General features: G+C 62.1%; 34 protein-coding genes. 16 read left to right on the forward strand and 18 right to left on the reverse strand.

All coding sequences use genetic code 11. The features are described 5' to 3' along the window. Nucleotides 1–171 precede the first annotated feature (171 nt). The 6 genes from CRO01_RS05670 to CRO01_RS16330 all read left to right on the forward strand — a co-directional run bounded on the left by CRO01_RS05670 (nucleotide 172) and on the right by CRO01_RS16330 (nucleotide 4049). Nucleotides 172–414, forward strand: coding sequence for a DUF7563 family protein (locus CRO01_RS05670; RefSeq protein WP_097008105.1), 243 nt, complete (start codon nucleotides 172–174; stop codon nucleotides 412–414). Continuing rightward, the gene (locus CRO01_RS16535; RefSeq protein WP_179747401.1) at nucleotides 411–569 is read left to right on the forward strand and encodes a hypothetical protein; all 159 of its coding nucleotides are present in this window, start codon (nucleotides 411–413) and stop codon (nucleotides 567–569) included. The genes CRO01_RS05670 and CRO01_RS16535 overlap by 4 nt, the downstream gene beginning before the upstream one ends. Then, nucleotides 566–1069 carry a hypothetical protein gene (locus CRO01_RS05675; protein WP_097008106.1) on the forward strand — a complete coding sequence of 168 codons (504 nt, stop codon included), beginning with the start codon at nucleotides 566–568 and terminating at the stop codon, nucleotides 1067–1069. The genes CRO01_RS16535 and CRO01_RS05675 overlap by 4 nt, the downstream gene beginning before the upstream one ends. Further along, nucleotides 1059–1325 carry a hypothetical protein gene (locus CRO01_RS05680; RefSeq protein ID WP_218839132.1) on the forward strand — a complete coding sequence of 89 codons (267 nt, stop codon included), beginning with the start codon at nucleotides 1059–1061 and terminating at the stop codon, nucleotides 1323–1325. Before CRO01_RS05675 ends, CRO01_RS05680 begins: the two co-directional genes overlap by 11 nt. Continuing rightward, entirely contained in the window at nucleotides 1322–2947 is a 1626-nt protein-coding gene (locus tag CRO01_RS05685) for a DUF7845 domain-containing protein (protein ID WP_097008107.1), read from the forward strand. The genes CRO01_RS05680 and CRO01_RS05685 overlap by 4 nt, the downstream gene beginning before the upstream one ends. Before the next feature lie 364 nt (nucleotides 2948–3311). Next, entirely contained in the window at nucleotides 3312–4049 is a 738-nt protein-coding gene (locus tag CRO01_RS16330; RefSeq protein WP_143824918.1) for a hypothetical protein, read from the forward strand. 259 nt (nucleotides 4050–4308) lie between these two features. Here CRO01_RS16330 and CRO01_RS05695 read toward each other — a convergent pair whose 3' ends face one another. The 8 genes from CRO01_RS05695 to CRO01_RS05725 form a co-directional block, all read right to left on the reverse strand. Beyond that, nucleotides 4309–4698 (reverse strand): hypothetical protein, encoded by a 390-nt coding sequence (locus CRO01_RS05695; protein WP_097008109.1) that lies wholly within the window; start codon nucleotides 4696–4698, stop codon nucleotides 4309–4311. A 169-nt stretch (nucleotides 4699–4867) separates the two neighbouring features. Continuing rightward, nucleotides 4868–6043: a hypothetical protein gene (locus CRO01_RS05700; protein WP_097008110.1), complete on the reverse strand. Its 1176-nt coding sequence runs from the start codon at nucleotides 6041–6043 to the stop codon at nucleotides 4868–4870. Then, on the reverse strand, nucleotides 6040–6243 hold the full coding sequence (locus CRO01_RS05705) for a hypothetical protein (RefSeq protein ID WP_097008111.1): 204 nt from the start codon (nucleotides 6241–6243) through the stop codon (nucleotides 6040–6042). Before CRO01_RS05705 ends, CRO01_RS05700 begins: the two co-directional genes overlap by 4 nt. Then, nucleotides 6240–7040: a hypothetical protein gene (locus CRO01_RS05710; protein ID WP_097008112.1), complete on the reverse strand. Its 801-nt coding sequence runs from the start codon at nucleotides 7038–7040 to the stop codon at nucleotides 6240–6242. The genes CRO01_RS05705 and CRO01_RS05710 overlap by 4 nt, the downstream gene beginning before the upstream one ends. Further along, nucleotides 7037–7615, reverse strand: a complete 579-nt coding sequence (locus CRO01_RS05715) for a hypothetical protein (protein ID WP_097008113.1) — start codon at nucleotides 7613–7615, stop codon at nucleotides 7037–7039. The genes CRO01_RS05710 and CRO01_RS05715 overlap by 4 nt, the downstream gene beginning before the upstream one ends. 3 nt (nucleotides 7616–7618) lie before the next feature. Then, on the reverse strand, nucleotides 7619–9478 hold the full coding sequence (locus CRO01_RS05720; protein ID WP_097008114.1) for a hypothetical protein: 1860 nt from the start codon (nucleotides 9476–9478) through the stop codon (nucleotides 7619–7621). Further along, complete coding sequence (locus CRO01_RS17000) at nucleotides 9479–9610, reverse strand: hypothetical protein (RefSeq protein WP_259370008.1); 132 nt, start codon at nucleotides 9608–9610, stop codon at nucleotides 9479–9481. Between the two features lie 25 nt (nucleotides 9611–9635). Continuing rightward, a complete protein-coding gene (locus tag CRO01_RS05725) occupies nucleotides 9636–10073 on the reverse strand; it encodes a hypothetical protein (RefSeq protein WP_097008115.1) in 438 nt (145 codons plus the stop codon). A 116-nt stretch (nucleotides 10074–10189) separates the two neighbouring features. Here CRO01_RS05725 and CRO01_RS05730 point away from each other — a divergent pair, with 116 nt between their 5' ends. Together CRO01_RS05730 and CRO01_RS05735 are read left to right on the forward strand one after the other, a co-directional pair. Further along, nucleotides 10190–10390: a hypothetical protein gene (locus CRO01_RS05730; protein WP_097008116.1), complete on the forward strand. Its 201-nt coding sequence runs from the start codon at nucleotides 10190–10192 to the stop codon at nucleotides 10388–10390. Between the two features lie 252 nt (nucleotides 10391–10642). Next, nucleotides 10643–10870, forward strand: coding sequence for a hypothetical protein (locus CRO01_RS05735; protein ID WP_097008117.1), 228 nt, complete (start codon nucleotides 10643–10645; stop codon nucleotides 10868–10870). A 77-nt stretch (nucleotides 10871–10947) separates the two neighbouring features. Here CRO01_RS05735 and CRO01_RS05740 read toward each other — a convergent pair whose 3' ends face one another. Together CRO01_RS05740 and CRO01_RS05745 are read right to left on the reverse strand one after the other, a co-directional pair. After that, nucleotides 10948–11391, reverse strand: coding sequence for a type IV pilin (locus CRO01_RS05740; RefSeq protein ID WP_097008118.1), 444 nt, complete (start codon nucleotides 11389–11391; stop codon nucleotides 10948–10950). Between the two features lies 1 nt (nucleotide 11392). Then, complete coding sequence (locus tag CRO01_RS05745; RefSeq protein ID WP_097008119.1) at nucleotides 11393–11839, reverse strand: type IV pilin; 447 nt, start codon at nucleotides 11837–11839, stop codon at nucleotides 11393–11395. A 229-nt stretch (nucleotides 11840–12068) separates the two neighbouring features. Between CRO01_RS05745 and CRO01_RS16920 the strand changes: the two genes are divergently transcribed. Next, nucleotides 12069–12866, forward strand: coding sequence for a hypothetical protein (locus tag CRO01_RS16920; RefSeq protein ID WP_097008120.1), 798 nt, complete (start codon nucleotides 12069–12071; stop codon nucleotides 12864–12866). Nucleotides 12867–12870: 4 nt separating this feature from the next. On the opposite strand, the gene CRO01_RS05755 is transcribed toward CRO01_RS16920, so the two are convergent. Beyond that, nucleotides 12871–13104 carry a phage repressor protein gene (locus CRO01_RS05755; protein ID WP_097008121.1) on the reverse strand — a complete coding sequence of 78 codons (234 nt, stop codon included), beginning with the start codon at nucleotides 13102–13104 and terminating at the stop codon, nucleotides 12871–12873. A 480-nt stretch (nucleotides 13105–13584) separates the two neighbouring features. Between CRO01_RS05755 and CRO01_RS05760 the strand changes: the two genes are divergently transcribed. Next, complete coding sequence (locus CRO01_RS05760) at nucleotides 13585–13833, forward strand: hypothetical protein (protein WP_245838505.1); 249 nt, start codon at nucleotides 13585–13587, stop codon at nucleotides 13831–13833. Next, nucleotides 13830–14843, forward strand: coding sequence for a tyrosine-type recombinase/integrase (locus CRO01_RS05765; RefSeq protein ID WP_097008123.1), 1014 nt, complete (start codon nucleotides 13830–13832; stop codon nucleotides 14841–14843). The genes CRO01_RS05760 and CRO01_RS05765 overlap by 4 nt, the downstream gene beginning before the upstream one ends. 241 nt (nucleotides 14844–15084) lie before the next feature. Here the strand turns inward: CRO01_RS05765 and CRO01_RS05770 are convergent, their stop codons facing one another. Beyond that, nucleotides 15085–15294: a hypothetical protein gene (locus CRO01_RS05770; protein ID WP_097008124.1), complete on the reverse strand. Its 210-nt coding sequence runs from the start codon at nucleotides 15292–15294 to the stop codon at nucleotides 15085–15087. Between the two features lie 767 nt (nucleotides 15295–16061). Here CRO01_RS05770 and CRO01_RS05775 point away from each other — a divergent pair. The 3 genes from CRO01_RS05775 to CRO01_RS05785 all read left to right on the forward strand — a co-directional run bounded on the left by CRO01_RS05775 (nucleotide 16062) and on the right by CRO01_RS05785 (nucleotide 18647). Then, entirely contained in the window at nucleotides 16062–16949 is an 888-nt protein-coding gene (locus CRO01_RS05775; RefSeq protein WP_097008125.1) for a Vms1/Ankzf1 family peptidyl-tRNA hydrolase, read from the forward strand. A 119-nt stretch (nucleotides 16950–17068) separates the two neighbouring features. Next, the gene (locus CRO01_RS05780) at nucleotides 17069–17575 is read left to right on the forward strand and encodes a hypothetical protein (RefSeq protein ID WP_097008126.1); all 507 of its coding nucleotides are present in this window, start codon (nucleotides 17069–17071) and stop codon (nucleotides 17573–17575) included. 106 nt (nucleotides 17576–17681) lie between these two features. After that, a complete protein-coding gene (locus CRO01_RS05785) occupies nucleotides 17682–18647 on the forward strand; it encodes a cation diffusion facilitator family transporter (protein WP_097008127.1) in 966 nt (321 codons plus the stop codon). 25 nt (nucleotides 18648–18672) lie between these two features. On the opposite strand, the gene CRO01_RS05790 is transcribed toward CRO01_RS05785, so the two are convergent. Beyond that, nucleotides 18673–19407: a hypothetical protein gene (locus CRO01_RS05790; protein WP_097008128.1), complete on the reverse strand. Its 735-nt coding sequence runs from the start codon at nucleotides 19405–19407 to the stop codon at nucleotides 18673–18675. A 94-nt stretch (nucleotides 19408–19501) separates the two neighbouring features. Here CRO01_RS05790 and radB point away from each other — a divergent pair, with 94 nt between their 5' ends. Beyond that, complete coding sequence (gene radB, locus CRO01_RS05795) at nucleotides 19502–20215, forward strand: DNA repair and recombination protein RadB (RefSeq protein WP_097008129.1); 714 nt, start codon at nucleotides 19502–19504, stop codon at nucleotides 20213–20215. Nucleotides 20216–20288: 73 nt separating this feature from the next. Here radB and CRO01_RS05800 read toward each other — a convergent pair whose 3' ends face one another. The 3 genes from CRO01_RS05800 to CRO01_RS16540 all read right to left on the reverse strand — a co-directional run bounded on the left by CRO01_RS05800 (nucleotide 20289) and on the right by CRO01_RS16540 (nucleotide 22754). Next, nucleotides 20289–21446 (reverse strand): CBS domain-containing protein, encoded by a 1158-nt coding sequence (locus CRO01_RS05800; RefSeq protein ID WP_097008130.1) that lies wholly within the window; start codon nucleotides 21444–21446, stop codon nucleotides 20289–20291. A 164-nt stretch (nucleotides 21447–21610) separates the two neighbouring features. Beyond that, nucleotides 21611–22519: a pyridoxal 5'-phosphate synthase lyase subunit PdxS gene (gene pdxS, locus CRO01_RS05805; protein ID WP_097008131.1), complete on the reverse strand. Its 909-nt coding sequence runs from the start codon at nucleotides 22517–22519 to the stop codon at nucleotides 21611–21613. Between the two features lie 91 nt (nucleotides 22520–22610). Next, nucleotides 22611–22754 carry a hypothetical protein gene (locus CRO01_RS16540; RefSeq protein WP_179747402.1) on the reverse strand — a complete coding sequence of 48 codons (144 nt, stop codon included), beginning with the start codon at nucleotides 22752–22754 and terminating at the stop codon, nucleotides 22611–22613. A gap of 111 nt (nucleotides 22755–22865) precedes the next feature. Between CRO01_RS16540 and CRO01_RS05810 the strand changes: the two genes are divergently transcribed. Continuing rightward, nucleotides 22866–23567, forward strand: coding sequence for a DUF1405 domain-containing protein (locus CRO01_RS05810; protein WP_097008132.1), 702 nt, complete (start codon nucleotides 22866–22868; stop codon nucleotides 23565–23567). Here CRO01_RS05810 and CRO01_RS05815 read toward each other — a convergent pair. Together CRO01_RS05815 and CRO01_RS05820 are read right to left on the reverse strand one after the other, a co-directional pair. Further along, nucleotides 23553–23918: a hypothetical protein gene (locus tag CRO01_RS05815; RefSeq protein WP_097008133.1), complete on the reverse strand. Its 366-nt coding sequence runs from the start codon at nucleotides 23916–23918 to the stop codon at nucleotides 23553–23555. The two genes, CRO01_RS05810 and CRO01_RS05815, sit on opposite strands and share 15 nt — an antisense overlap. Before the next feature lie 76 nt (nucleotides 23919–23994). Next, nucleotides 23995–26658, reverse strand: coding sequence for a valine--tRNA ligase (locus CRO01_RS05820; RefSeq protein WP_097008134.1), 2664 nt, complete (start codon nucleotides 26656–26658; stop codon nucleotides 23995–23997). Nucleotides 26659–26893: the final 235 nt, after the last annotated feature.

The following is a 26893-nucleotide window of genomic DNA, read 5'->3' on the forward strand; positions in this document are numbered from 1 at the left end:
TTTTGGTGTCTGTCGAAGTATTGCCGTAGCGCCCGCTCTCGGCGCTGATACCGTATTCTACAACCCCACCTACGCCCGTAGAAACCCGTCTCGAAATCGAGTGATTGCGGGCGCGGGATTCGCCCCGGCGCTGTCGGGCGATTTAATCGAAGGTTTCCGGGGGTGGTCGGCATGACGATCGCCCCGTGGTCGGCACCGACCAGTACCGACTGCCTCCACTGCGAGGCCCACGTTTCGAGCGACTTCCGGCGCGTCTACGGCGACGCCGACGACCGCGCCCATCGTTGCCCACGGTGCGATACGTGGGTCCGGCTGCAGGAGGGAAGCGGCGCCGGACTCGACGTACCGACGCCCGATCCTGAAACGTCGCTCGGCCGCCATGGCGGCGATTCGGCCGAGGGGTGGTCGGCGTGACGCCCACAGACGAGACTGCGTGTGAAGCCTGCGGATCGACGCCCGCCCACGAGCGTCCCACAATGGGGCTGTGGCTGTGTGAAGGCTGCCACGACGCCGGCGTCCGGGCGTATCTTGACGCGACAGTCGGCCGATCAGGAGGTGACGGGCAGTGAGTTCGCAGTCGCGGACGGCCAGCTCGAAACGCGCGGGCGAGCGCGCCGAAGGGAACGTGATCGACGCCGTGCCCGAGCTGGCGCACCTGCCGGATACCGAGGTCGAGCACGTCGACGCCGAGGTCGAGACTGCGATCTCGCCCCGGCCCGCCCTGCCGACCGTTGCGCTGCCGGTGGTCGAACAGGGAACGCTCGTCGAGATCAAGAGCGCGATGGTCCGCCTCGACAGCGGTGGGCATGGGCGCTTCTACCTTCGGCGTGAACAGCACAAGGCAGTCCTCGACGCTGAAGGCGTCTACCTGTTCGCCGTCTGCGAGCCGACGCCCGACCGCGCGATTCTCGCACTGAAGTTCGTCCCAGCAACCTCGATCGACGACGTAGTGAGTTCGTGGCGTCGCGCCGGTCCCGATCGGCCGGAGTACACACAGTTGCGCTGGGGTCGAATCTTCGACGCCGACGAGATCGGCGCCGCTGCTGGAGGTGATCGGCGTGGCGAGTGAGCCGTCCGACCGCAATCGCGCCGCTGAGTTCGACGCGCCCGAGGCTGGCGAGCGCGGTATCCCCTTCGACGCGGTCTGTACCGGCTGTGGACAGGTCCGGGTGAAGCGGGCCGACGAGGATCCGGACAACCCCACGTCGTTCAAGCACGTCTGCCACAAGTGCCAGAAGTCGACGTGGTGGAACCCGATCCGGACACTGACCGGCCTGATGCGCCAGAACGGCCATCCAGCGGTTGAGGGCGGTGATCGGTCGTGAGCCACGTCCGAACGTCACCCCACGAACTCGAAGGCAACTTCAATTTCTTCGAGCATGGGCTTGGGCCGTACTGGGCCGTCTCGAAGCTGCTATTCGACGGGTTCGACGGCGATTCGGACGTGCTCGACGCCGAGATCGGCGGCGAGGAGTGGACGGTCGAACTCCGGTACCAGAAGGGCGGTATCGCGCCCCGGCCAGAAGACAGCGACGGGATCGAACGCCTCTACGAGTTCCGGATCGGCATGAGCGGCCGCGGCGAACGCAAGATCAACTTCCACGTCCGCCCGCGGTTCGCCGGGATGGAACACTACGAGAGTGGCGACGAGATCACGTCGCCGTGCGACCACGACCAGTACGCCAACGAAGCAACGAACGTCCGCTTCAGCGGGAGCAACATCGAACCGGATTCGTACCCGGTGCTGCTCCGGAAGGCCGTCCAAGCGCTCGCCGAGGCCGCCGAGATTCGGGTGAATCCGAACTACTTCGTCCAGCTCCACGAGACGAGTAACATCACCTCCTACGAGCGCTACGTCCGCGTTCGGCGCACTATGGCCAAGAAGTACGTCCGCTCGACCGGCGCGATGCGACGGATTCTCGAATTGCTGGCCCAGATGGAAGGGTCGGACACGGTCTACAAGCCGGGGAACTCCGGACCGAACGAGGATATTGTGGGCTACAACCACCGTCTCGTCCTGCCGAAAGCCGATGCCCGCGAGTTGATCCCCATGCACACCCGCGGGAAGCAGCTCAAGCACTACCACCCACAGTACGTGAACGGCGACGAGGAGAACCCGCTGCACCATCCGAAGATCGGCGTCTTGCTGAAGAAATCGCTGAACAAGAGCCGCGCGTTCGCGTGGAGCGAGCGCGATGGGCTCCGGCAGGAGATCGACGAGACGCTGATCAACACGCTCCGGTGGTCGGGCATCCCGATCGGCGCCGACAGCACCACCTTCGTCGCCGATGACCACTTCAACGCGACCGCGGCCGACGAGTCGGTCGAGTTCTACGAGGACCCCACGCCCGAGATCGAGGCCCAGCAGGAAGCGCTGCTGGTGACGACGCTGCGGGAGATGACCGACGCCGATGTCGACGTGCTCGAAGCGCTGGTGTCGGACGGCAGCGGCCAGCACCCGCAGGAGTTGGCCAACAACGCCGAGCGCGGTATCTCGACGCTGTACCGGGCGCTCGACCGCCTCGATGGGCTGGTCCACAACGACAACGCCTCGGTCGAGTTCGTGAGCCGGAAGATCGAACAGGAGATCGCCGGGATCGTCGATAGCACCGAGCATCGGATCGAAAACGCGGCCGACCGCGCGGCGAAGCTCATGAACGTGAACGCCCGGCAAGCGGCGTCGAGCGCGTTCCAGAAGTGGATGCAGAAGTACACCGCGAGCTTCGAGTTCGACGAGGACCGCGGCGAGCGTACCGTCCGGATCGACACGCTGCTGGGCGAACTCAAATCGTCATCGTTCCCCTACATCGCCGACGTGATTGACGCGGCGAAGACGGCGTGGGTGAAGGACGGCCGTGATCCGCGCGATCTTCGAGAAGCGTGGGTCGAGTGGCTGAACGCCGACGGCGATCGGCGCCGCTCGAAGCTGTCGACGCTCACCCGGTAGCGCCGCCCTCGGTAGTGGCAACACTGTTCTTCGGTCGGGTTTCTACAAGCGAGCTTGTGCTTTTCAGCTGGTTGCGGACAACTTAGGATTAGTTGCGCCCAGCGGCGTCGACGCGATCGAGGCGCTCGACGCCAGCTCGGCACCGGGGGATTCCCGCCCGGCGGGAGATCCCCCTTAGGAAGTGTGCCTAAGGGCACCCGGCGGAAAAAGTACCACAGCCCCCGCAGACTCCAGTTGAAACACTCGAAACACTCGTCATGCAGGACAGGAAGATGACTTCTATGTCATCACCATACAAGACCGGACTTTATTGTCATGGGACAAGTTTGAGTAGAGTAGTTGAATGAGATGGAGATCGCTTACGGTGCTGAGTTTTGCGTCTCTATTTTCATATGGTACTGCAGTTTTTATTCTTGTAACCCCGATGGCGATTTTAGGACATCTCTTGGGATCTGCAGGACCGGCTTTCACCCTGATCATTCTGCTATTTTCAATACCGTTAGTTGCCTTTCTTTTCTCATTTATTACACATGCAATCATAATCTCATTCATAACGCTTAGATCCAGCCTTCGATACTACTGGGCGAGACACACACCTCCCTACTTTATTGAGAAGTCTGATCTTCCAGTTCGAAAACCAGAGTCGCAGGAGATCTTAAAAGAAATGACTCAGCTATTCTCGTCTCTGGTTAAAATATACGCTTTTTCTGCCACATCGTCGATATACATAGCTGTACATGAGCCGAAGATCATCTCAGTGGTGTTCAAGTCAGATGTTGTCGAGATCTTTCTCATCATTTTCCTTGCTATTTTGCAAGTGCCTATTGCTGTTCTTGATTTTGGCCTCCTCCCACAGACACTTACAACAACGCCCAACAATCTCGCAATAATACTTTTACTCATCATTTTCCCGATGCCAATAATGACAATGATAATAGACAACCTCATATACTATATGGAACAGGTTTATTTAAATAACATTATATTATATTTCCCTGACAGTGAGATCGACCCGTCATTAAAACAACAGGCAATAACAACCACTGGAGTTATTTCGACAGTCACAGTATGTCTTGTGGCACTCTCATATTTAACACTCTGAGCACGTGTATCCTGTCATAAAGAGACTTCGTAACTAATAGTTCGGTCCGTTCTTGCACAATTCTTAAATGACTGTGGCACCTATAACATCACATGGTGAAGTATTGGTGCAAGAACTGTCAGGCATGGTTAGAAGAAGAAGATGTTTCTGAAAAGATAGAGCAAGCAAAGCGCGGCACTCCCCCCGGAACTGTGTATATCCATGATAGTTGTGGGAATCACGTAGAGCGGGCCGATGAAAATTCAGCGGTATAGTCACCCTATATATTAAATATATCTGGTAGGTCTATTTTAGCTTGTTGCGTATCCCGGTGATCGCCGCCACCGTGCCACTGGATTAGCGGGAGATCGCCCGCGCGAACCATCTTGTCGTCGAGCACGGTACAGCCTGAGCGCCCGTGTGGCCGGTACACCACGAAACAGTACCAGCCGTCAGCCCGCCGAAGCCGGTCGTGGTACTTCCGATAGATCTTGAAGTTACCCGGCTGGCCGTCGGCGTGCTCGACCATCGTGCTCTTGATTTCGACCGGCGTTCCGTTCTGAAAGCGCGCGTCGTGCCAGCTCGCGCGGTCGAGATCGAACCGGCGCTTCTTGGCCATCCGCTTCTCGCAGATCGTCCCGAAGTGGTTCGCTCGGTGGGACCGACTCATCGCGCACCACGCGCTCGCCGCGCGCCGATATATATACGCCTCCGCTGGGTGCTCGACGCCGCGCCCATCGGAGTCGCTCGACTCCCGGCAGGGAGGCGAGCACGCGGTGGGCCAGCACGTTCTCTAAAGGGGGGTCGGTTGAACTTGCAACGTTGGAACCCCGATGCCGTCATGCTATCACTCGGTCGACGGTTTCAACCCACTCGCGCTTCTCTCGGTCGCCCTCGTCGTAGTCGTCGAGCCAGTTGTAGACCGTCGTGTTGCTGAAGGGTACGAACTCGGCGGCCTGATTCGGCGTCATGCCTTGATCGCGCACGCACGTTTTGATGGTCCACATGGCGACGCGCTTGATGTCGTCGCGCTCCAGATCGTCTGTGGCGGGTTCGTCGTTCGACGGGGCTTGCCACGACCACTCGCTTGCCTCCTTGGTGTTCATCGACCAGTCGGTCGGCGGGATGCCTTCGAGCGGGCGTGGGTCCACGTCGACGAGCTTCCCGCCCGAGATCCGGTCGGCGACGACCGCTTTCTTCTTCGATTGCTTTTTGATAATCGTCCCGACGCGCCACAGCATCGGATGAATCGAACTCTCGTCGTGGCCGATGTAGATGAGAGCGCCGCCGTACTTGCGGATCTTGAACACGAGCGGCCCCATCAACTTCCGCACGAGGTGGCCGTCCTCACCGGTTCCGCTGGCGTTGCTGGAGAACTCGTCGCCGATGAACAGCTTCGGTTGCTGGGAGTTCTCGACAGGATCGCCGTCCTGTTCGACCCACTCGGTCAGCAGCGGGTAGTGGGGAATGTAGCCGTCCTCAACCGAACCGTCCTCGCGGACCCAGTCGTCGTTGCGCGAGAGCGTCCGGATATTCGAGCCCACAAGGAGATCGCCGTCGACCCAGCGCTGTCGGAGCTGGCCCAACAGCCCAGCGAAGTCTGACTTGCCGGCGCCCATCTCACCGAGCACAACGATCACCGGCGCCGGGCCGGCGACGAGTTCCTGCATTCGCGTGACGGTTTTGATACCGGCCATGTCGGCGTGCTGGGACGGATCGCCGACGTAGTGTTTCAGCGTCACCGTGTCGCCGTTCTGCATGGCGTTGCGCGCCGTCTCGCTTCCCTCAGCGCGTAAGATATCGCGGTTCTTCTGGACGCTCAGGTAGTCCGCGGCAGGCTTGCCGGTCCACCGGTCGGCGTCGTGGTGGATCGCCCGCATCGTCATCTGCCGATCGACCTGTTCGTCCCGGACGAAGCCCGAGTGAGGCAACACTTCGTCGGGATCGCGTTCCAGATTGCCCTGCTGGAACTCGCGGAAGCCGCCGACTGTGTAGTTGTCCTGTTCGTCGGTCATTTCTCCAGATCACCCTCCGGTTCCAGTCCGGCGAGTTCTCGCGCGTGTTCAAGGTCGTCGGCTTCCTCAAGTACCTGTGCGACCGTCTCCTGAACGATGTGAGGGAGTTGGGTGCGTAGCGCGGTCGCCTTCATGGCTTCCTGCTCTAGCTGTTGTCGCTGTTCGCGTTCTGCCTCCCTGAGTAGGTCATCTACTGTCATTGGTCGGTCCCTCCGTCGGTGGCTGCCTGTTCAGACGAGAGCGTTGCTGGCGGACCGTGGGGCGCGTCGTGTTCCTCGGCGTAGTCTTCGACGTAGCCGCCAATGTCCTCGATCTCCTCGACAGCATTGTCCTCGGCGTCGTCTTTGGCGTCCTCGAAGCGTTCCTTGACGGCCGTCTTGGGGTTCATCAGCCCGCGCTCGTCGGCCTCGGCTTCCTCGTTGATCACGTCGCTCTGGATCTGGAGCCCCATCTTCGAGATACGGCCCCGAAGCCGGTTGAGTTCCAGATACGCCTCGACGAGATCGCCGTGAACATCGTCGAGCATCGCCTTCGTCGTGACGAGTTTTGAGTCGGCCATCTGGCTCATGTAGCACCCGCGAACGGTCAGGTTCTCAGTGTCCTCGAACCAGTTGAACTCGCGCACCTCGAAGGCGTCGCCATCGTTGCAGAGGTATGGGCTTGGGCCGTCGACGGTCTTCTCCGACCAGACGCCGGGCTCGACGTAGAACTTCCGGCGCGTGTCGGTCTGGCCGTTGATGTGGTAGACGGTGATCATGTTCCGATTGCGTAGTGCTCGGGCACCCGTGACGAACAACCCAACCAGTGGCGGCCCGAGCAACAGGAGCGCCGCGAAGATCCCGCCGACGATCGGCGGGATGCCCGGCAGGCTGGGCTTGAACCAGACGAACAGGATGCCGACCGAGACGGCCAGCCCCGCCGCGAGGAGCTGGCCTTCGGCCAGCAGGTAGGTGAGCCGGTCGGACCATCCACTGAAGGTGCCACTTGTCTCGGTCATGCTTCGATCACCCCGGTGTTCTCCGAACGGACCACGTACCACGCCGAGAGCGCCGCCAGAACGATCGTCATGATGACGCCAGTGAACAGTCCGGACTCCCCGCCGAACGTCTTCAGCGGGTTCGCCTGCACGTCCTCGGTTGCTGTCGAGATGACCGCGCCGCCTTGCTCGGCTTCGCGCGCCGTCTCTGACATGATCCCGACGCCGGCGCCGTCGCGTTGGTAGACCGTGAACGTCACCGAGGTCTCGCCCGACGTGATCACCTTCTCGGAGTAGGCGAACCGCTTGCTGTCCTTACTCCAGTCGCTGGCCTCGGTCAGACCGATTGTTTGGGGCGAATCCGCCTCGGACCAGAAGGTGAGGGTAAACGTCCCCTCGGCGTAGCTCCAGTCCGTCACGCACGTCTGCGAGTCTACCACGCGCTCGCAGGTCACGTCCGTCGACGCGTTCGCTTCGATCTGTGTGGCCGCGCTCGCGTTCGCCGTGGATTCCTGCGCGATCGCGCCGCCCGCGCCCATGCCCATCGCCAGAACTGCCGCTGTCGCCAGCAGCAGCGCGAAAAATAATCGACGCATGGGTTAGGTCCAAGGCAGCAGGTCGGTCACGAGACTCACAACCAGCAGAATCACCGCGCCGACTATCACGAGCCCGACGAACGGACTCCCGCCGAATCCGGGCACGTCCACGTCCCACGTCGGGAGTGTGAGATTGGTATCGTTGTCCCCGCCCTTGACGTTCTGCTCTTGCTGTTCCAAATCTTGCTGGAGTTCCAGAACCCGCTGAGTCAACTTCTTGATATCGCTGCTGTTGTAGGTGCTATAGTCGTTTTCCTGCCACGAGAGATTACCCACCTCGTTTCCATCGCCGTCGACCGCTTTGGTGATGTTCAGGTGGCCGCGCACATCGATGATCGACCCGTTCTGAGTGGCGATCGCTTGGACTCCGCCGACCTGCCCAGAGTAGTATTCGGTGCCGATCTCGAAGCTTCCCGAGGCGGGCATCTGATCGCTGAACAGGATTCCTTTGACCGTCTTCTCCTGCTCGACTGTCGCGTTTTCAGCAATTCCGTGTAACACCTCGACACTCACGTTGCTGACATTCTTATTGATTCCATGATCCCAGTCCTGCACCGAGACGTTCGTGGTCGTGTAATCAGGGACCAGCCACTTTTCTTCAGGAGCCTGAACGCTGGTGTGGTCCTCGAAGTTGACCCGAACCTCATAGACACTCATATTGCTTGCCGTCAGGTTTTGCCCAGTGTCGATTTCGACAGGTAAAGAGCCATTCACGCCGGAAATGCTGGTGCTGTCGTGTCCCGGCGGGGTTGCTTTCACGCCGTCGATGACAACAGTCTCTTTCTGCACCTGATCTATCGCAGTCGAGTCCAGTCCCAGCTGGGCGAGCGTCGCAATCGCCAGCGAGTAATCGCTCGTGTTGGCGATCGAGGAATCAGACATCTCCTCGACCAGCAGCGACGGAGGGAGCAGGTCCGATGTCGAGATCGTGCCGTTGTCCAGACCGTTCCATATTGGGTCAATGGTCTGGTCGATATTGTTTTTCAGATATGCTGAAGATTGATTCATCTCGTGGAACTGATCTCCCCAATTAGAGGCGTAGAACACAGGCCGAGATTTGCTATATACGTCTGTCTTCTGCCACTGGATATAGACCCGTTCTCGGTAGGTGTCAACTTGGTTGTTTACTTGGTCGAATTCGAACGTCTCAGAGTAATTACCCGGCTTATCAAACGGATCGAACACTCTCGACCCATATTTCTCATTCGTGTATTTCCAGTCAATCCCGAGCGTCTCATACTCGTAGGTTGAACCATTCGCAAGAGTGACCGTCTGGTTAACCATGCTCCCATTAAGCCAGTAATCCATGTAGGTCGCACCAGTCAGATAGAACATCTGATTATTGAGGTCGTCGTCAGTGGTGCTGAGATTAGCATTATACTGGAATTGAGCAGCATGAGACTCATACCGGTTGAGCAGATTTACCTGCATTCGAGAATAGTAATTCTCGATGGTCATATTGGCCCGCTGGCGGGCGGTTGACCGGGTTGTGCCGTTCGCGTAGGAGTTGGCAATATCCTCCCGTGCGAACCCGTCCGCAACCATCCGCGAGTCTTGCAGATAGTTGTTATAGAGGCCAGCTAGGAACTGCTCGTTCTCGTAGCGAGCGTTCGCAGTGTACCAGAGTTCGTTTCGGCGTTCCTGTGTGCTCAGGTCGTCCATCCGCTCGACCTGATACTCGACACACCCGAGTTCGTGAACGCCGACGATGTCCATCAGGTGCCGCGCGTCGGAACAGGCGTCGGCCGCCGTCTCACCGGTCTGTGCCGAGGCTGTTCCGGCGACCGGACTCACGGCGAGCGAGCCGACGAGCAGCACGACGAGCAGAAGTGATCGAGCGCGGTGGGCTGTGGGCCGTGCCACTCAGACCACCCCCGCCGTCGCCGCGATCAGGCCGCCGGTCCCGGCCAGCGCGGTCGCCGCACCCGAGAGCGCGAGGAACGCGACTGTCCACTTGTCGATCTGTGCAATATCGTCCGAAATATGGTCCGTCATGAGTTGTGAGTCGGGTTTCCGCGATCTACTTGTAGGCGATAATCCAGAAGCCGGCGCCGTTCAGCATCACCATGAACACGCCGATGTACCACGCCGCGCCGACGGCCACCGAGACGGCCGGCACGAGCGCGATCAGGATGTTCAGAATCACCATCAGGAGGACGATCACCGTCTCGATGTCGGTCAGGTCCTCGCGCGTCGTCTGGCCGTTCGTGATCCACGCGATGAAGATCACCGCCATCGTCACGACGAACGACCACGTGATCTCGGTGCCGTGGGCGGCGTAGAGTGCGTCACTGAACGACCACTGGTAGGGGAACGTCCCCGTCTGCAGGGTGAACAACTTCGTCATGGCGATCGTTGCCATCACGAAGATCGGGGAGAGGACGCTGTCTGTGAGGTCAATACCGTTCTCCCGGCGAACGCCGGACGGAACCATATTCTCTGGTAAGTTCAATGCCATGCGAACACGGCGGCTATCCGCTGCATTATCAAACTCCGGATTTCGGGGATAGCGTGGCGATGCCGTGGCCACAGTACAAACCATTAAGTGCAATCGGGTAGCCGCCGATTCCGTCGATGTTCAGAAAGCTCTGTGACCGCGACGGAACGCCGATGGTCTCGCTCGACAAAGGAGAACTGCGATTAGACGGTATTGTGGATGCTGACGGCGAGATTCCGGAGGATCAGAAAATGTACGTCAACCGCGTGGCCGAAGGCGCGTATCTCGTGCGCGCGGTCGACGGCGACGACATTCCCGAGGTTGGCGATGCGCTGTGACGCCAGCCCGCTGGAACCCGGTCTTCAGCCCCGACCCCACGGAGTCCGGCGCGGATTGAATGGCAAACCCGGATTGATGTATTTTTGCGGGGGCCACCCCACCGCAGGAGTACATCAAACGCGGGCGATCTCCGGCGCCGATCACCGCGATGGGCATGGGCGCCGAGCACCGTTTATGAATAGCGGCCGAGTTCGTCACTCCCGAGCGACGGTTTCGGCCGGTTTCGAGCAGCGGTACATCAATCGGTATTTATGAGCCACTACAGCTACCCCCTGAACGACGAGCGCGAGCGACTCCTCGGCCAGCTCGAAGGCGCGACTGATGCAAACACTCGTGCCGACGCGATCGACGCCGCGATCCGGCACTATCTGGAGGATAAGGAGAATCGGCAAGAGCACTGGCGGGAGTTCACGCCCGAGCAACTGGAACTGTTGAGCACGTCGGAGTTGTCGATATCGTACTACCCAAAAGTTCGATAGGCACCTAGACAAAGATCCGTTGAGTCGGATACCTGCTGCTGGTGATCGAGTTCTTTGAAAAATGAGACTAGTGGGGATTATCCACTAACGTCGTATTCGTGCGTCGAGAGTTCCGTGGACTGACTTCCATCAGACGACTGCCAAGTGAGCGTTGCGGTGCCCGTATCACTGGATACCTCAAAGCTGGCAGATTGCCCAGCCGTCCATGATGAGGCATTGTTGTCCAGCGTGAATGCACTCGGCACCATGTTGTCAGCATCGAGTGTTATTTGGCTAGGGGAATTAACAGTGTCACCGCCTCCGTGGGAGGTAGTGACCGTTCCTGCGTTCCCGTCAAAGGTATTTGTTGAGTTATCACTCCAGTCCCACTGCACCTGTGGCGCGCTCTCTTGACTACCACCGATGTCGAGGACGAACGCCCCAATCACAGCGGCCAGAATGACAGTTATCGCAACCATCAGGATGACGCCGATAACCGGCGAGACGGCGTCATCGTCGGTGAAGAGTTCCTTCAGATCCATCTTAGTAGTTGTACTCGTGACTGGTCAGTTCCGTAGACTGGCTACCATCTGAGGATTCCCAGACTAGGGACGCAGTACCCGATGCGCCAGAACCGGGCGTGACTGCACCTGCGTCACCTGCTGTCCAAGTCGAGCCACCCCCCATAGTATCTAATGTTTTGTCATTGAAGTTCCCATTGGAGTCGGTGATGGTGATCTGGCTCGGACTGTTAACGGTGTCACCACCGCCGTGAGCAATCTGAAGCGAGTAGTCAGTGCTTCCGCCACTTGCGGTGGTATTGTCCGACCATTCCCACTGAACTTGCGGTGCACTCTCCTGACTGCCACCGATGTCGAGGACGAAGGCCCCGATCACGGCGGCCAGAATGACGGTTATCGCAACCATCAGAATGACGCCGATGACCGGTGACACAGCGTCATCGTCGGTAAATAGCTGTTTGAGTTTCATTGTTTTGATCGTTCACGCCGGGTGAACGACGGCAAAGACTTTATCATAAGCCTAAGTGGCTCATGACGAGGAACGAAGGGATTTGTGATCCCATCCCTTACCTCAGATGTCCCTTCTGTCGCGGTTCCGGCGTTACAAGTCACATATGAGCTATCCGTAATAAATCCATCCCTAACAATGACAGTCCAATACGTAAATAGGTCAATTCGAACCTATACTGCAATAATCAATGCCTAATCCATCGCTGATCACCGACGCCGATCTCGCCCGCACCTACCACAGCGGGGCGTACGAAGATCCGTACGAGCGCATCGAGGACTACCGACGCGTGATCGAGTACGCTGCAGAACATCCAAACCGGGGTTCGCAGGCCATCGCCACCGCCTTGGAGTTGCCCCGCGGTCGGATTCGCCCGTGGGTCGACAGCGACGCGAAGCCCGATCCGATGCGCGGCGTCGAGGCCGCCGAGCGCAACGGGTGGCTTCGGTTGGCCTACGACGACCCGGAGTTTCGGGCGTTGAATCGACTCGTCGCGTGGGTGTTCTCCGGCGGTAGCATCGCAGAAACGAACTTCACGCCGAAGTTCACGGTCGAGTCCGATGCCGAAGCCGATCAGCTTCGGTCGGACTTCGAGACGCTCGGCGTCGAGCCCACGACCGAGCGCGACGACGACCCCGATCGGGCGACCGAACTCCGGCCCACCGAACACGGGACCGTGCTTGGGCGCGTGTTGCACGTGCTCGGGGCGCCAGTCGCCCACAAGAACCCGGACGCGACGATCTCGCTTCCGGCGTACCTCGACGACGCTCCCGACGTGATCCGGCGGGACTTCGTCGACGTGTACCTTTCGAATCGCGCCGTCGACTTCGAGGACAAGCGGATGCTACAGGTCACTGAACAGCGTTCGTCGGAGTTCCTGAACGAACTCGCCGCGCTATTCGAGGATGTTTCGGGCGAGTCCGTGAACGTCTCGGCGACGAACGTCTACCTCTCGGCAGCGGCCGCGGAAGCGCTGTGCGAAAAGTAGCGACTCAGTCGGTGCTCGCGTCGCGCTCGCCTTGGAGGTACGCCCGACCGCGCTCGGTGATCTCGAAATGCGAGCTGTAGTCTTCGTGGCGAGCCACGTACTCGCGCGCTTCGAGTTCTTCCAGTGCGGATTTGATCGTTCGATAGGACGGCTGTAGCTCAGTGTCGAGCACGCCGATCGGGACCGCGATCTCGTGCTCGTCGAGAAATTCGAGGACGGGGTCAGTCGCCGAGTTCATCCACGGACCCCGTTGTCGCCGCGCCATTGACCGTCCTCACTCCCACTCGATACTTACCGAGTTTGGTTCTTAGCTCGGTTTTCTATTTTGAGTGCGGATATTGCAGTTTAGACTGCAATCTATAAGTGACTGGCATGGAAACCCAGTGGATACGGAAGCTACACGGCCCCGTCGCTCGGCGTCGGGATTCCGTGAGAATCGCGGACCCGGTGTATGGGCACCGGCCCGCTGTGGCCTCCGTAGCTACGATACGGAAGCATGACCGGATTACAGCACTCGGGGTATAAATTCCCCGCTCGACAGGAGGTATCGCCGCCGACTACTTTCACCGACACCCGCCGAAGCGATTGCGGTGGGCTATGGGCGTCGCCCCCGGCAGATCGGCGTTTCAGTCGCTGGACTGTTCAGTTTCACTTTCACCCTCCGGCCTTGACTGACTCCTTTAGTACCACATTCCAAACTGGTCAGGTGGACATGTCGGTGACGATCAATACAGACGACGACGCAGACCGCTGGAAGTGGGTATGTCCACAGGGCCATCGGACGTGGGAGCCGACGAACTACCACTTCTGGTGCGCCGAATGCGCGAAGAATTGGAGCCACAACGAGGATCTCGATCCGGAGTTCGACGAGCTGCGGAACAAGAAGACCGGCGAGACGGTGACGCGCGACGAGATCGTGCTCATGACGCCCGCCGGTCCCTACGAACACACGGGTGGTTCGGCGTGAGCGGCGACCTGCAGCCACTCGGTCCCGAGGAAGGCGTCGAGCGATTCCTCCAGCATCGAGAGCCTTCAGTCAGAGAGAGCACGCTACAGAATGCACGCACGCGGCTGGCGGCGTTTCTCGACTGGTGCGAGGAACGAGAAATTGAGAACCTGAACGAACTGACTGGGCGGGACTTGGCAGACTTCGTGGCGTGGCGTCGCGGTGATCTCGCGGCGATCACACTCCAGAAGCAACTGAGTACGATCCGCGTCGCGCTCCGGTGGTGGGCTGACATCGAGGCCGTGTCTGAGGGGCTGGCCGAAAAGATCCACGCGCCCGAGCTACCGGACGGTGCCGAATCCCGCGAGGTGTTTCTCTCGAAAGACCGGGCCGAAACGGCACTCGCGTACTACTCACAGCACCACTACGCGAGTCGAGAACACGCCCTACTCGCCCTGCTGTGGCGAACAGGGATGCGGCGCGGCGCCGCTCGTTCGATCGACGTAGGAGATCTGGAACCGGACGAGAACGCAATCCGGCTTGAACACCGTCCGGAGACGGGAACGAAGCTCAAGAACGGAGAGGATGGGGAGCGATGGGTGTTCCTCGGTCCGCGCTGGTTCCAAGTGCTCGACGACTACGTCTCGAATCCGGACCGGACCGAAGGATCCGACGACTACGGCCGTCGGCCGCTATTCACGACGCAAGACGGCGGTCGGCCTGCCGGCGGAACGATCTACAAGTGGGTGATCCGGTCGCTGCATCCCTGTATGTACGACGAGTGCCCGCACGACCGGACGCCGAAGTCCTGCGAGGCACGCAGTCGCGCTGGGACGGTCAGCCAATGCCCGTCGGCGCGATCTCCCCACGCCGTCCGCCGCGGCGCGATCACGACGCACCTGAACGACGACGTTCCTCCCGAAGCCGTCAGCGAGCGCATGGACGTTTCGCTCGACGTTCTGTACCAGCACTACGATGCCCGTACCGAGCGCGAGAAGATGGAAGTTCGAAAGCAACACGTCAACAACTGAAATTATGAACGCAAACATCGAAGCCAACCCGCGAAATCGCTGTAGGGCACCTTCCCGGCGAGTCCACTCGTCTCACTGCATCCGACTCGTTTCCTCGCCGACTTCTCGTTCGCGCCGCTCACGAGAATCCCGACGAGTCCATCCCGATTTTGGTGTCTGTCGAAGTATTGCCGTAGCGCCCGCTCTCGGCGCTGCTTCTGGTGGTGTTCGGCGTGGCGAGTGAACAGGCTGGAAGCGTTGCTCAGTTCGACCGCGCTTCACGTTGCTGCTCAACAGCATCTAAAATCAGATCGACCGCTTCCCAAACCTTCCCGTCGGAATAGAGGTTTTCAACAGCAGCAACGGCCTCTTGATCTTCCAGAATATCTTCTTCGAGGTAGCGCTCAACAACTTTCTCGGCGTGGTGCCGAGAATTGTTTCTTTGATTGTTGTGGGCGGGACCACTTGCCATATCTGACACAATCAGTTACTGGTTTTCAAAAGTTCGCCCTAAATGAGTATGCCATCATGATATAACAGCCTCATATATTAGGAATCGAAATAGTTCTGGCTCTCCCGACATGTCAGTATTATCCAGTCTCTCCGGGGAGGCATCGTTGAGTCGGATTTTACCCCGAATCCGATAGCAAAGCCAATCGCATCTAGTCAGGCGTTGAAACGCGTCGAGGTTGCGGTCGATGGGCCAACACCGATGGAACGACGAAACGACCGTCAGTGGAAGACAACTTGACCAAACAAAGTAGGCGTTAATAAGTGACTCGACATAAAAAGCCATTTACTGTCCTATACGAAATTCTAGTTCGCGGTGGTCGGGGGAAATGGCTTCCGCGCGTCTATCCACGTAGCTCATGAGTGTAGTACGCAGGTGACCATCTGCGGGCGGATGGGAATCCGCCACTCGATTCGAAAGTACTACGAAATAAGTGTTCACAAATACATAGATATCGATCAGTAACGCGACGTACGAGCACAATTCTGATATATGTCTGGTTCCTACGTACGGCTGCCAGCGCGGCGCTGGGATACCACCACAGACGGATCGAGCATCCCCATCCCTGACAGTATCCTTGCGTGATGGTATCGGGTGTAATACGCGGAATCGGCCGCGGGCGGGATGATAGCCCCGCCACCCCGTGTTTCCACTTCTGACGCCGCGACTGTGCTGAGTCAGAGAGCGCCGTCGGAACGTAAAAGTACCCGCCGTCCGGTCGTTGGGCTATGCTCGACAGGGTGCTCGGCCGCGCGTCGCTCAAAGAGCGCATCGCCGAATTGGAAGACGAGCGCGACAGCCTGCAAAACAGGCTCGACGCCGAGCAGGAGCGCCGCGCCGACGCCGTCAGCGACAGGCAGGACGCCCAAGAGCGGGTCAACCGGCTCGAAGACAAGGTCACGCAGCTGGAAGATGCTCTCGATCGGACGCAGGACGGTGACGACGACATCGACTTTCGAGGCGTCGAGGAACTGCAGGGGCCGCGAGTCGACGCCGTCCTCGATCGGCTAGCGAGTGTCGACGCGGGGCCAGAAGGCGTCATGACCGCGATGGTCGAAGAGACGCCGTCCGAACCCGTCCGCGAAGCGTTCGGCGAGCGCGCGCCGCTCGTGGCCCGCGCGGCGCCGTGTCTCGCTGTCACCGACGATGCAGGCGTCGTTTCAGCCGCCCTCGACGTACCAGCCCCGCCGACGCGCTTCGAGCGATGGAGCGACGGCGTCGAGCTGGACCGTGAGTGGTTCCGGCCGACGGGGCGATACGCCGTCGCGCTGGTCCGCGCGGACCTGTTCGCGCTCGGCGAGTACGACGGGCGCGAGCAGCGCTCGGTCTCGGGCTTTCACAGCGGCGTCAAGAGCGACCACTCCAAGGGCGGGTTCTCGCAGGGGCGGTTCGAGCGCCTGCGCGAGGAGCAGATCGACGAGCATCTCGGGAAGTGCCGCGACCGGATCGCCGAGCGCAAGGCCGAGCGGCTGTATCTTCTGGGAGACCGCGAAGCGATCGATCGGCTAGATGTCGGCGCCGAGGCGACCGATGCCGTCGACGCGACCGGCGATCCCGAGTCGGCGCTGGCAGACGCCGTTCGCGAGTTCTTCTCGGTCAGGCTGTATCGGCTGTGACGGTCGCCACCGGGAACAGCCGTCCCGAACGCCGGCGGAGCGTGCCACGGCCCCGTTTTTTATCCGCGTCGACGCCGTAGTGGGGCCGATACCAGCGGTGCGGCTGGAGAGGATACAGCATGACAGATCACGATACCCAGACTGGCGACGGAACCACTTCGGGCGTCGACGCGCCCGGGAATGTGGCATCGGTTCTTCGAGAACGACTCGCCGACGGCAGCGCCGCCTACGCAGTCGGTGGCGTCTCGTTGGTGCGGGCGCTCAAAGCAGTGCGCAGCGACCGCAAGCGCGCGGCGGGACACGCCCTCCTCGGGACAGCCCTGATCGCACTCGGTCGCGCCCAGCGACAGCGAGATGGCGACGGCGGCGAACCGACCGGGACGACGACAGAGCAGTTGAGCAGTTCGACGCCGGAACACCGCGAGGACGACGAACTGTCCGAGACGAGCGTCGCAAACGAACCCGCAGAAGCGACCGGTCCCACCACGTCCGACGCCGTCCCCGAACAGACCGAGTCGACCGAGCCCGAGACGACACCCGAAGCGGATCCGAACATCGACGCGGAGGACGATGCCGACGAGGCCGCTGCGAAAGACGACGGCGCGGACGACGAAGCCGACGAGTAGAGCACGAGAATCGAAGAACGCCCAGAACTGCAAACGCCCGAGGCGGAACGTCCCCACGGCCGTAACTGTCGGCACACTTTTTTGTCGGCTATCGAAATACGGTCCAATGGCCGGAAACAGTAAGTCAGTCGTCCTCGCTGCGCTGGTCGCTAACGGCGCCATCGCTATCCTGAAGTTCGCCGGGTTTCTCCTGACACAGAGCCCCGCGATGCTGGCCGAGACGTACCACTCGCTCTCGGACACCGGCAATCAGGTGTTCTTGCTCATCGGCATCAGATACGGCTCCAGAGAGCGCGACCGGGAGCACCCCTTCGGCTACGGTAAAGCGCAGTTCTTCTACAGCTTCCTCGTAAGCGTGTTTCTTTTCGGCATCGCGGGCTGGGAGAGCGCCAAGCACGGCTACAAGGCGGTGATGCACGGCGAGACGACCGCCGTCGAAGGATCGGTGACGATTCCAGTGATCGCCACAGAGGTCCCCGGCGTCTACGTCAACTACGGCGTCTTGCTCGGCGCAATCGTCTTCGAGACGTACGCGCTGATCAAGGCCAGAGCCGCCATGCAGGCCGAGATCGAGGAGAAAGGATACAGCGGCTACGTCGAAGCCTTCCGCAAGACCAGCCGGACGACGCTTCTCACAGCGCTGACCGAGGATACCATCGCGCTGGCGGGGCTCGGCCTCGCGCTCGGGGGGATCTTCCTCACGCGGTGGACGGGCAACTACATCTTCGACGCCTCGGCGGCGCTGCTGATCGGCATCATGCTGATGGGCTTTGCACTCGCGCTGGCGTGGGAGAACAAGCGACTGATCATCGGCGAGAGTCTGCCGGCCGACGAGGAGCGCGCGCTTCGCTCGACGATCGAAGGCGTCGGCGGCGTCGCCTCGATCGTCGGCTTCCGGACCGTCTACTTCGGCCCCGAGGAGATCCTCGTCACGGCCGACGTTGCGTTCGACGACGGTCTCGACACTACCGAGATCGAGCGCGCCGTCGCCGATGCGGAAGCCCGCGTCAGGGAGCAGAATCCCGATGTCGTGAAGGTGTACGTCGAACCGGAAGTCAGGTCGGCCGACTGACCCGCGGCGCTGATCGCTCGCAGACTCACCGATCGCCGTGTTCGTCGAGCGCCTCGTCGAGCGTCAACTCGCCGGTCGCGACCTGCCGGGCGAGGGCTTCGTCGATCGCTCTGTTTTCGGCCGAGCGCTCCCGGGACCGGTTTTTGATCACCTGCAGCTCGCCGTCGGTGGGCTCGATCTCGCGACTCTCTATCGGCTCGCCCTCCAGCCGAGCGATGTTGACCGCCGCGAGCACGTCGCCCATGCCGCGGGCGCCGGTGCCGAGATACGGCGTCGTGCCGGTCTCGTCGACGAGTTCGACCCGAACCTCGTCGAGGCCGTCGACGATCCGTGCGCCCGCCAACCGGGCGCCGTCGCCGATCCGCACCACGGGGTCGTCGGCGTCGCCGACTTCGCGGCGGACAGTCTCGACGGCGTCGTCCAACGGGACGTGGAACGCGCTGATCACCATCTCGCCGGACAGGACGGCGATGCCGGGGTTTCTCCCCGGATCGACGCCGACGATCAGCCGGCCGCCGGCCTCGCGGAGCAGCGCCATCGCGGCCTCGACGGCCCGACGCGGATGCTCGGGGTCGGCAACAACGACTTCGGCGTCTGTGTGGTCCTGTCCCGCAGATTTCTCGGGGCCCGTGATGACGACGCTGGTCGCGTCGGGGAGGTCGTCGTCGGGTTCGACGGTGGTGAACTGGACGCCGCGGTCCCGCAGCTCGTTGACGACGCCGTGGTACACCTCGAAGTCCTCAGTGGCGACGACGATCACAACCGGCGGTTGGCGTCGGGCCGTGTTAACTCTTAAGACGGAGCCGAGTCGTGAGACCGAGGAGTTTTTGCGGAGACCGAACCAACCGCCGGTCGTGAACGCGAGCGAGCCGATTTCGACGGGCTGTAGCCCGGTCGACGAACTGCTGGATGGCGGCTTCGAGCGCGGGACCGTCACGCAGGTGTACGGCCAGCCCGCAGCGGGCAAGACCAACCTCGCGCTCGGCGCCGCCGTCGAGGTGGCCGCCGACGGCGGCCGCGCGGTGTACGTCGACACCGAAGGCATCTCCGTCGACCGGTTCGAGCAGTTGCTCGAAGCCCGCGTAGGCGAGGATCAATCGGCGGTCGAGGCCGCTGCGGGCCGGGTCGTCGTCGAGAGCGCCCACGACTTCGAGGAGCAGGCCGAGGCCGTCCGCGACGCCGAGGAGTTCGCCGCCGACGCCGACCTGATCGTCGTCGACAGCGCGACCGGCTTCTACCGGCTCGAACGCACCGCCGACGCCAACGCCGGCGACGCGTTGCGACAGGTCGCAAGCCAAGTGACTCATCTCCTGTCGCTGGCTCGCAAGCACGATCTCGCGGTCGTCATCACCAATCAGGTGTTCTCCGACCCCGACAGCGACCGCACCCGGGCGCTGGGCGGGCACACGCTGGAGCACTGGACCGGCACCGTCGTCCGCGTCGACCGGTACCGGGGTGGAAATCGCAAGGCAACGCTGGAGAAACACCGCGCCAAACCCGCCGGCCAGACCGCGCAGTTCCGGATCACCGACGAGGGCTGTGTGGCCGTCGACGAACCGGCACCGTAGCTGAATCGGCGGAAGCGCTCGCACTATCGTGGGGCTGTCTCGGCTCCGACGCGCAAAAAATACTGACGCTGCCTTACAGCTCGCCGAGCTTTCGCAGGAGCTGCCCGCGGTGTTCCTCGTCGCTGATCATCCCCTTGCGTTCGAGGACGTTGCGCTCCAGTTTGTCGAGCGCGACGTGGAACGCGTTGTCGGCGCCGTACCCCTCGCCGGTGCCGGCGAGTTGGCCCTTGTTGGTCCGCATGCGGATCTGGGCCTGGATCAGCGGCGTCCCGCGGAGTTTCTCTTTGTGCTTGTGGAACCGCACGTGGACGTGTTGGACCTGCATCTTCCGGTACTTATCGGCGACCTGCGTGATGGCGTCGCGCACGTCCTGCCGGGAGAGCGTATCGAGCAGTTGGATGTTGGTGATCTGAACGTCCATCTGCTCCTCTTCGGTGTAGGACAACGCCCGGAGCACGTCGGTCTTGGTGAGGACGCCGACGACGTTGCGATCGTCGTCCTCCGGCGTCACGACGAGTCCGCCGAAATCCGAATCCAGCATCTGCTGGACGGCGTCCCGGACGGAGGTGTCGACGGTCGTCGTCTCGACGGGACTGGACATGGCGTCGTAGACCGGCACGTCCATGATCCGGTCGGCGTCGCCCGAGCGGTCGCCCGTCGTCTGGCGCTGGCTCTTGCGGACGGCGATCTCGCTGATGTCGTGGGTCGTAATGACCCCCGAGAGGTAGCCGTTCTCGTTGAGCACCGGGAGCCGCGAGACGCCGTGCTCTCGCAGGCGGTTGATCGCCTTTCCGATCCCGTCGTCCTCGCCGACGGCGATCACCTGATCGGTGTAGATCTGCTCGACGGTCAGCGCGTCGAGGTTCTCGATGACGGCCTCGAGGATGGCATCGGCCGTGATGATGCCCCAGAGCTCGCCGTCTTCGAGCACCGGCGCGACCTTGGTGCCGCCCTCGACGAGTTTGCGGGCGACATCGCGGATGTTCTCGGTCCGGTCGATCTTCGGCGCCGGGTCGTTGCGACTCGGCTTGATGTGAGACCCGACCTTCGCGTCGTCCTCGACGTGAGACTGCAACAGGTCGCGTTCACCGACCACGCCGGCGTACTCGCCGTCGCGGGTGACGATGATCCCCTTGGGGTTTTCGTCGTCGAACAGGGAGCGCACCTTGCCCAGTCTCGTCTCGACATCCACTTCGGCGAACTGCTGTGACGCGATGCCAGAAATATCCATAGTGCTCACAATGGGTGTACTCCGGCGACCCTATTTAAGCTACCGGCGAATGTTAACACGTGAAAATTGGAATCAAAGTTGATAGTTAAGTGGAAAACAGGACGGACAGCGCCGCCGGCCGAGCAGCCGCGACGGCGACCGAACGCCGGCGTCGAAGCGGGAATCTAAACGCCGCGGTCCTGCAACTGCTCTTCCTCGGGAAGATCGGCGTTGGCGTCGCCTTTCATGCCCGATCCGATGTTCGAGGAGATCTCGGCCAGCGCCTCGGGATCGTCCCAGTTGTTGACGGCCTCGACGACGGCCGTGCCCATCGCCTCGGGGTCCTCGGCGCCGAAGATGCCCGAGCCGACGAAGATGCCGTCACAGCCGTGGTGCATCATCAGGGCGGCGTCGGCCGGCGTCGCGATGCCGCCGGCGGCGAAGTTGACGACGGGCAGGCGACCCATCTCGGCGGTCTCGTGGACCAGATCGGCGGGCGCCTCGTGCTCGCGGGCCCACTTCTCGCGTTCCTCGTGAGTCATCCCTTCGAGCTTGCGGATCGCACCCTTGATGTTGCGCTGGTGGTGGACGGCTTGGTTCACGTCGCCGGTGCCGGCCTCGCCCTTGGTGCGGATCATCGCCGCGCCCTCGTCGATCCGGCGCAGCGCTTCTTGGAGGTTCCGGGCGCCACAGACGAACGGCGAGGTGAACTCGCGCTTGTCGATGTGGTAGCGGTCGTCGGCGGGCGTCAGCACTTCGGACTCGTCGATCATGTCGACGCCGGTGGCTTCGAGAATCTGGGCCTCCTTGGTGTGGCCGATCCGGGACTTGCCCATCACTGGGATCGACACCTCGTCGATGATCGACTCGACGTCGGCGGGGTCGGCCATCCGCGCGACGCCGCCGCGCTTGCGGATGTCGGCGGGGACGGCTTCGAGAGACATCACGGCGACCGCGCCGACGTCCTCGGCGATGCGGGCCTGCTCGCGGTTGACCACGTCCATGATGACGCCGCCCTTCTGCATCCGGGCGAAGCCGCGCTTGACGAGGTCGGTGCCGCGCTTGAGATCCTCTAGATCGGTCTCCTCTGGCATACTCGCGTGTTAGGACTCACCCACTTAACGCGTTTCGTTGTCGCGGCGACGACTCGACGCCAGACGGCAGACCGGACCGACGCCGCGCCCGCTACTGCCGCAGAATCGCCATCGCCATCGGCCCCGACACGAACAGCGACAGGAAGACGAACAGCCACCCCAAGAAGTACAGCACCACAACGTTGAGGCCGACGATCGTGAGGAGGGCGACGAACTTCTGGCCGAGACTCATCATGCGTGTGTGCCGATTCGTCCCGACTGACAAGTGCTTTCCGCAGGGGCGGGTACCACCCGACAGCCAGCCGGAACCGCTATCGTTTTGAGCGCGTCCGAAAATCCATAGACGATGCGAACGACTCCCGAACGCGACAGGTTGCCGCGGTGGCTCGCTCCGGTCCCCGACGCCGTCGAGGATCTCGGACTCCGGTTCGTCTGGGTAGTCGTGGCGATCAACCTCGTCGGGACCGCCTTCGGTTTCTGGTTCTACGCCTTCGAGACGGGCCAGTTGCTCGACACGCAACTGGTCATGTGGCCGTGGGTCCCCGACAGCCCCGCCGCGACGCTGCTTGCAGCCGGTGCCTTCGCCTCGTGGGCCCGCGGAAATCGCCGGGAGTGGCTCAGCGCACTGGCCTTCTTCGGCAACGTGATTCTCGGCCTTTGGACGCCGTACGTCCTGCTCGTGTTCGCCGACACGTACCTCGCGTACCAACACCCCGCGATGTACCTCTTCTTGTTCTTCAGCCACCTCGCCATGGTGGTGCAAGCGCTGGTGATCTACCGGATCAGCGACTTCCCGCCCGAGGCGGTCGGCGTCGCCGTCGCGTGGTACGGGCTCGACCTCGTCGTCGACTTCTTCGTCCCCGTCGTCGGCGAGCCCCACCACACGATCATTCCCGTCGAGCGCTCGACGCCGATGTGGCTGGGGGCCGACGCGCTCGATGTCGTCGCCGCGGGCGCGGTGGCGTTCACGCTGCTGGCGACGTATCTCTCGCTGGCGATCCGCTCGAAGAAGCTAGAGCGCCGGCAGTCAGGATCAGGGAGCGGCTGAACCGTCCGGGTCGCTCAGCGCGTAGCCGAAGCCGACCAGAAACGCCCCACAGAGCGCGATTACCGGGAGCAGCGGCGCCGACGGCGTCCCGCCGCGGACGACGGCGATCGCCGAGAGGATGGCCGCCGCGCCAGCAGCGCCGACCGCCACCGCGGCGGCGCGACGCCGCAATGCGACGCCCAGCAAGGGCAAAAATGCGACGGCGGCGACCAGCGCGCCGACTGGCCATCCGCCGGGGTCGACGACTACGTCGATCGCCAGCCACGCGAGAAGGGCGCCGACAGCCGGACCGGTCGCAGCACCAAGCGTGAGCGCGTTGCCGGACGGCGCTGCTGACTTGTCAGTGGCCATGATCGAAGCGACGGCGCCACCGAGCAAAAAATTTTGCACGCGATGCGGATTGTAGCTGTCGACGAGCGGCTGACGCTCAGTTCTGAACGACGACGACCAGCTCGTCGGCCTCGATCATCTCGCCCTCGCCGGCGTAGGTGCGTTCCTCGCGCACCTCGAACAGGTCCGCGCCGAGTTCCTCGTCGGCGACGTGGAGCGCGCCGTCGTCGAGTTCGTACTCGCCACTCTCTAGGGCGGCGTCGATCTCGCCGACCTTCTCGCCGTACTTCGGCCCGACCTGCGAGTAGTCGAGGCTGATCTCGGCGATTTCGGTCGTCACGTCGGCTGCCTCGTCGAACGCGTCGAGTTCCTCGACGTGCATCACGTCGCGGACGACGTCCTCGAACCCGTCGATGCGGCCGTACACCTCGACGCGGTCGAGTTCGGCGTTGAGCGCGAGCTGGTGCTCGCTCTTGTATCGGCGGAGCGCGCCGATGACTTCGAGCGCCGTCTCGCCGGATGCGAGGTCGGCGTCGTAGCCCGACGGCGTCGGCCAGTCGCGCAGGTGGACGCTGTCGTCGTCGGTCGACTCGTCGGCGTACAGCGACTGCCAGATCTCCTCGGTGATGTGGGGCAGCAGGGGAGCGAACAGCTCGACGAAGCGCTTGTGAGCGGTCTGCAGGGCGTAGGCCGTCGACTGGCTGTCCTCGCTGTCGAGGCGCTGCTTGGCGATTTCGAGGTAGTCGTCGCAGAACGTGTTCCAGAAGAACACGCGCAGTTCGTTGCGCGCCTTCGAGATCTGGTAGTCCTCTAACTTCTCGGTGAGGCTCCCGATCACGGCGTCTTGGCGGGCCAGCAGCCACTCGTCGATCGGGTCCAGTTCGTCGGGCTCCTCGACGGCGCCGTCGGGCGTGAGCTGGTCGACCAGCTTCGAGGCGTTCCAGAGCTTGCGCAGCAGCTTCTCGCCGGTGACGAGATCCTGTTCCTTGAACGGGAAGTCGTCGCCGACCGACGCGCTGGCGGCCCAGTAGCGGATCGCGTCGACGGGGTATTCCTCCATCACGTTCTCGGGGTCGACGACGTTGCCCCGCGACTTGGACATCTTCTCGCGGTTCTCGTCCAAGACGTGCCCGTTGATCAGCGTCGCGTCGAAGGGCACCTCGCCGGTGTGCTCGTAGCACTTGACAATCGTGTGGAACAGCCAAAAGGAGATGATGTCGTGGCCCTGCGGGCGCAGGTCGAAGGGGTAGAGTTCGGGGTGATCCATCGAGAACGCCTCGTCCTCTGCGTCCCAGTCCCAGCCGGCGTTGATCAGCGGCGTCAGCGAGGAGGTCGCCCACGTGTCGAAGACGTCCTCTTCTGCCTCGAACTCGTCGTGGCCACACTCGGGGCAGGCGTCGACCGGCGGCTCGTCAGAGAGCGGATCGACCGGCAGGTCCGCCTTGTCGGCCATGACTGGCTCGTCGCAGGACTCGCAGTACCACACCGGGAACGGGATGCCCGAGTCGCGCTGGCGCGAGATCAGCCAGTCCCACTCTAGGCCCTCGATCCAGTGTTCGTACCGGGTGAACATCTTCTCGGGGTACCAGTCCATCTCCCGGCCGGCATCGAGGTACTCCTCTTTGTGGTCGAGGATCTCGACGTACCACTGCTTGGAGACGCGGTACTCGACGGGCGTGTCACAGCGCTCGTGGACCTGCACGGCGTGGGAGATCTCCCAGCGGTCCCGAAGGTCGCCGGTTTCTTCCAAATCCTCGACGATGGCCTCGCGGGCCTCCTCGGTCGACATGCCCTCGTAGTCGCCGGCCAGATCGGTCATCGTCGCGGACTCGTCGATCGCCACGCGCAGGGGGAGGTCGTGGGCCTGATACCACTCGATGTCCTTCTGGTCGCCGAACGTACAGCACATCACGACGCCGCTGCCTTTCTCCATGTCGACGCGCTCGTCGGCGATGATCGGCACCTCGTGGCCGAAGATCGGGACGCGCGCGGACTCGCCGACGAGATCCTGATTGTCCTCGTCGTCGGGGTGGACGAACACCGAGACGCAAGCGGGGATCAGCTCGGGACGGGTCGTCGAGATGACGAACTCGTCGCGGGGAGCGTCGTCGCCGACAACGTCGAACGCGATGTCGTTGAAGTGCGAGCCGCGCTCGTCGTCTTCCATCTCGACCTGCGAGATCGCCGTCTCGCAGTCGGGACACCAGATCGCTGGCGCCTTCTTGCGGTACTCGCGGCCCTTCTCGTAGAGATCGAGGAAGGAAAGCTGGGAGACGCGCTGGACGCGCGGTTCGATCGTCTTGTACGTGTGATCCCAGTCGATCGAGCAGCCCAGCGACTGCATCTGGTCGGTGAAGGCCGCCTCGTAGTCCTGACAGACCTCGCGGCACTTCTGTTGGAACTCGCGGCGCTCGAACTCCTGATGGCGAATCCCGAGATCGCGCTCGGTCAGGCGTTCCGAGGCGATGCCGTTGTCGTCGTAGCCGAAGGGAAAGAGCACGTCGCCGTCGTACATCCGCTGGAAGCGGGCGGCGAAGTCTTGGAGCGTGTGACCGTAGAGATGCCCCATGTGGAGGCTGCCCGACACCGTCGGCGGCGGCGTGTCGATGGCGTAGGTGGTGTTGGGGTCCTGCTCGGGGTCGCCCTCGTAGGCGTAGGTCTCGGCCTCGACCCAGTGGTCCTGCCACTTGGGCTCGACCGCGTCGGCGTCGTAGCCGCCGTCGAGGCCGTCTCCAGCCTGCTCGTCGCCGTCAGCGCTCATGCTCTCACCGCCCGCGACGGGCGTCGTCGATACCTGCTCGTGGCGTCGTGTCTGTCGTACATACTGATCGTTGGTCTCTGAATGCCGGTCGGGTGCAATACATCCGTCGAAACGGGAGGAGAGATAGGGGCTAGGACGCCCCTACGAAAACGCCGTGCGAGCCGTCGTGCCCACGCGGATCGACAGCGGTGACGGACATACCTACGCGTACCGGCGCGCGGATCTTAGGGGTTTC

Source organism: Natronoarchaeum philippinense, from assembly GCF_900215575.1.
GTDB lineage: Archaea > Halobacteriota > Halobacteria > Halobacteriales > Natronoarchaeaceae > Natronoarchaeum > Natronoarchaeum philippinense.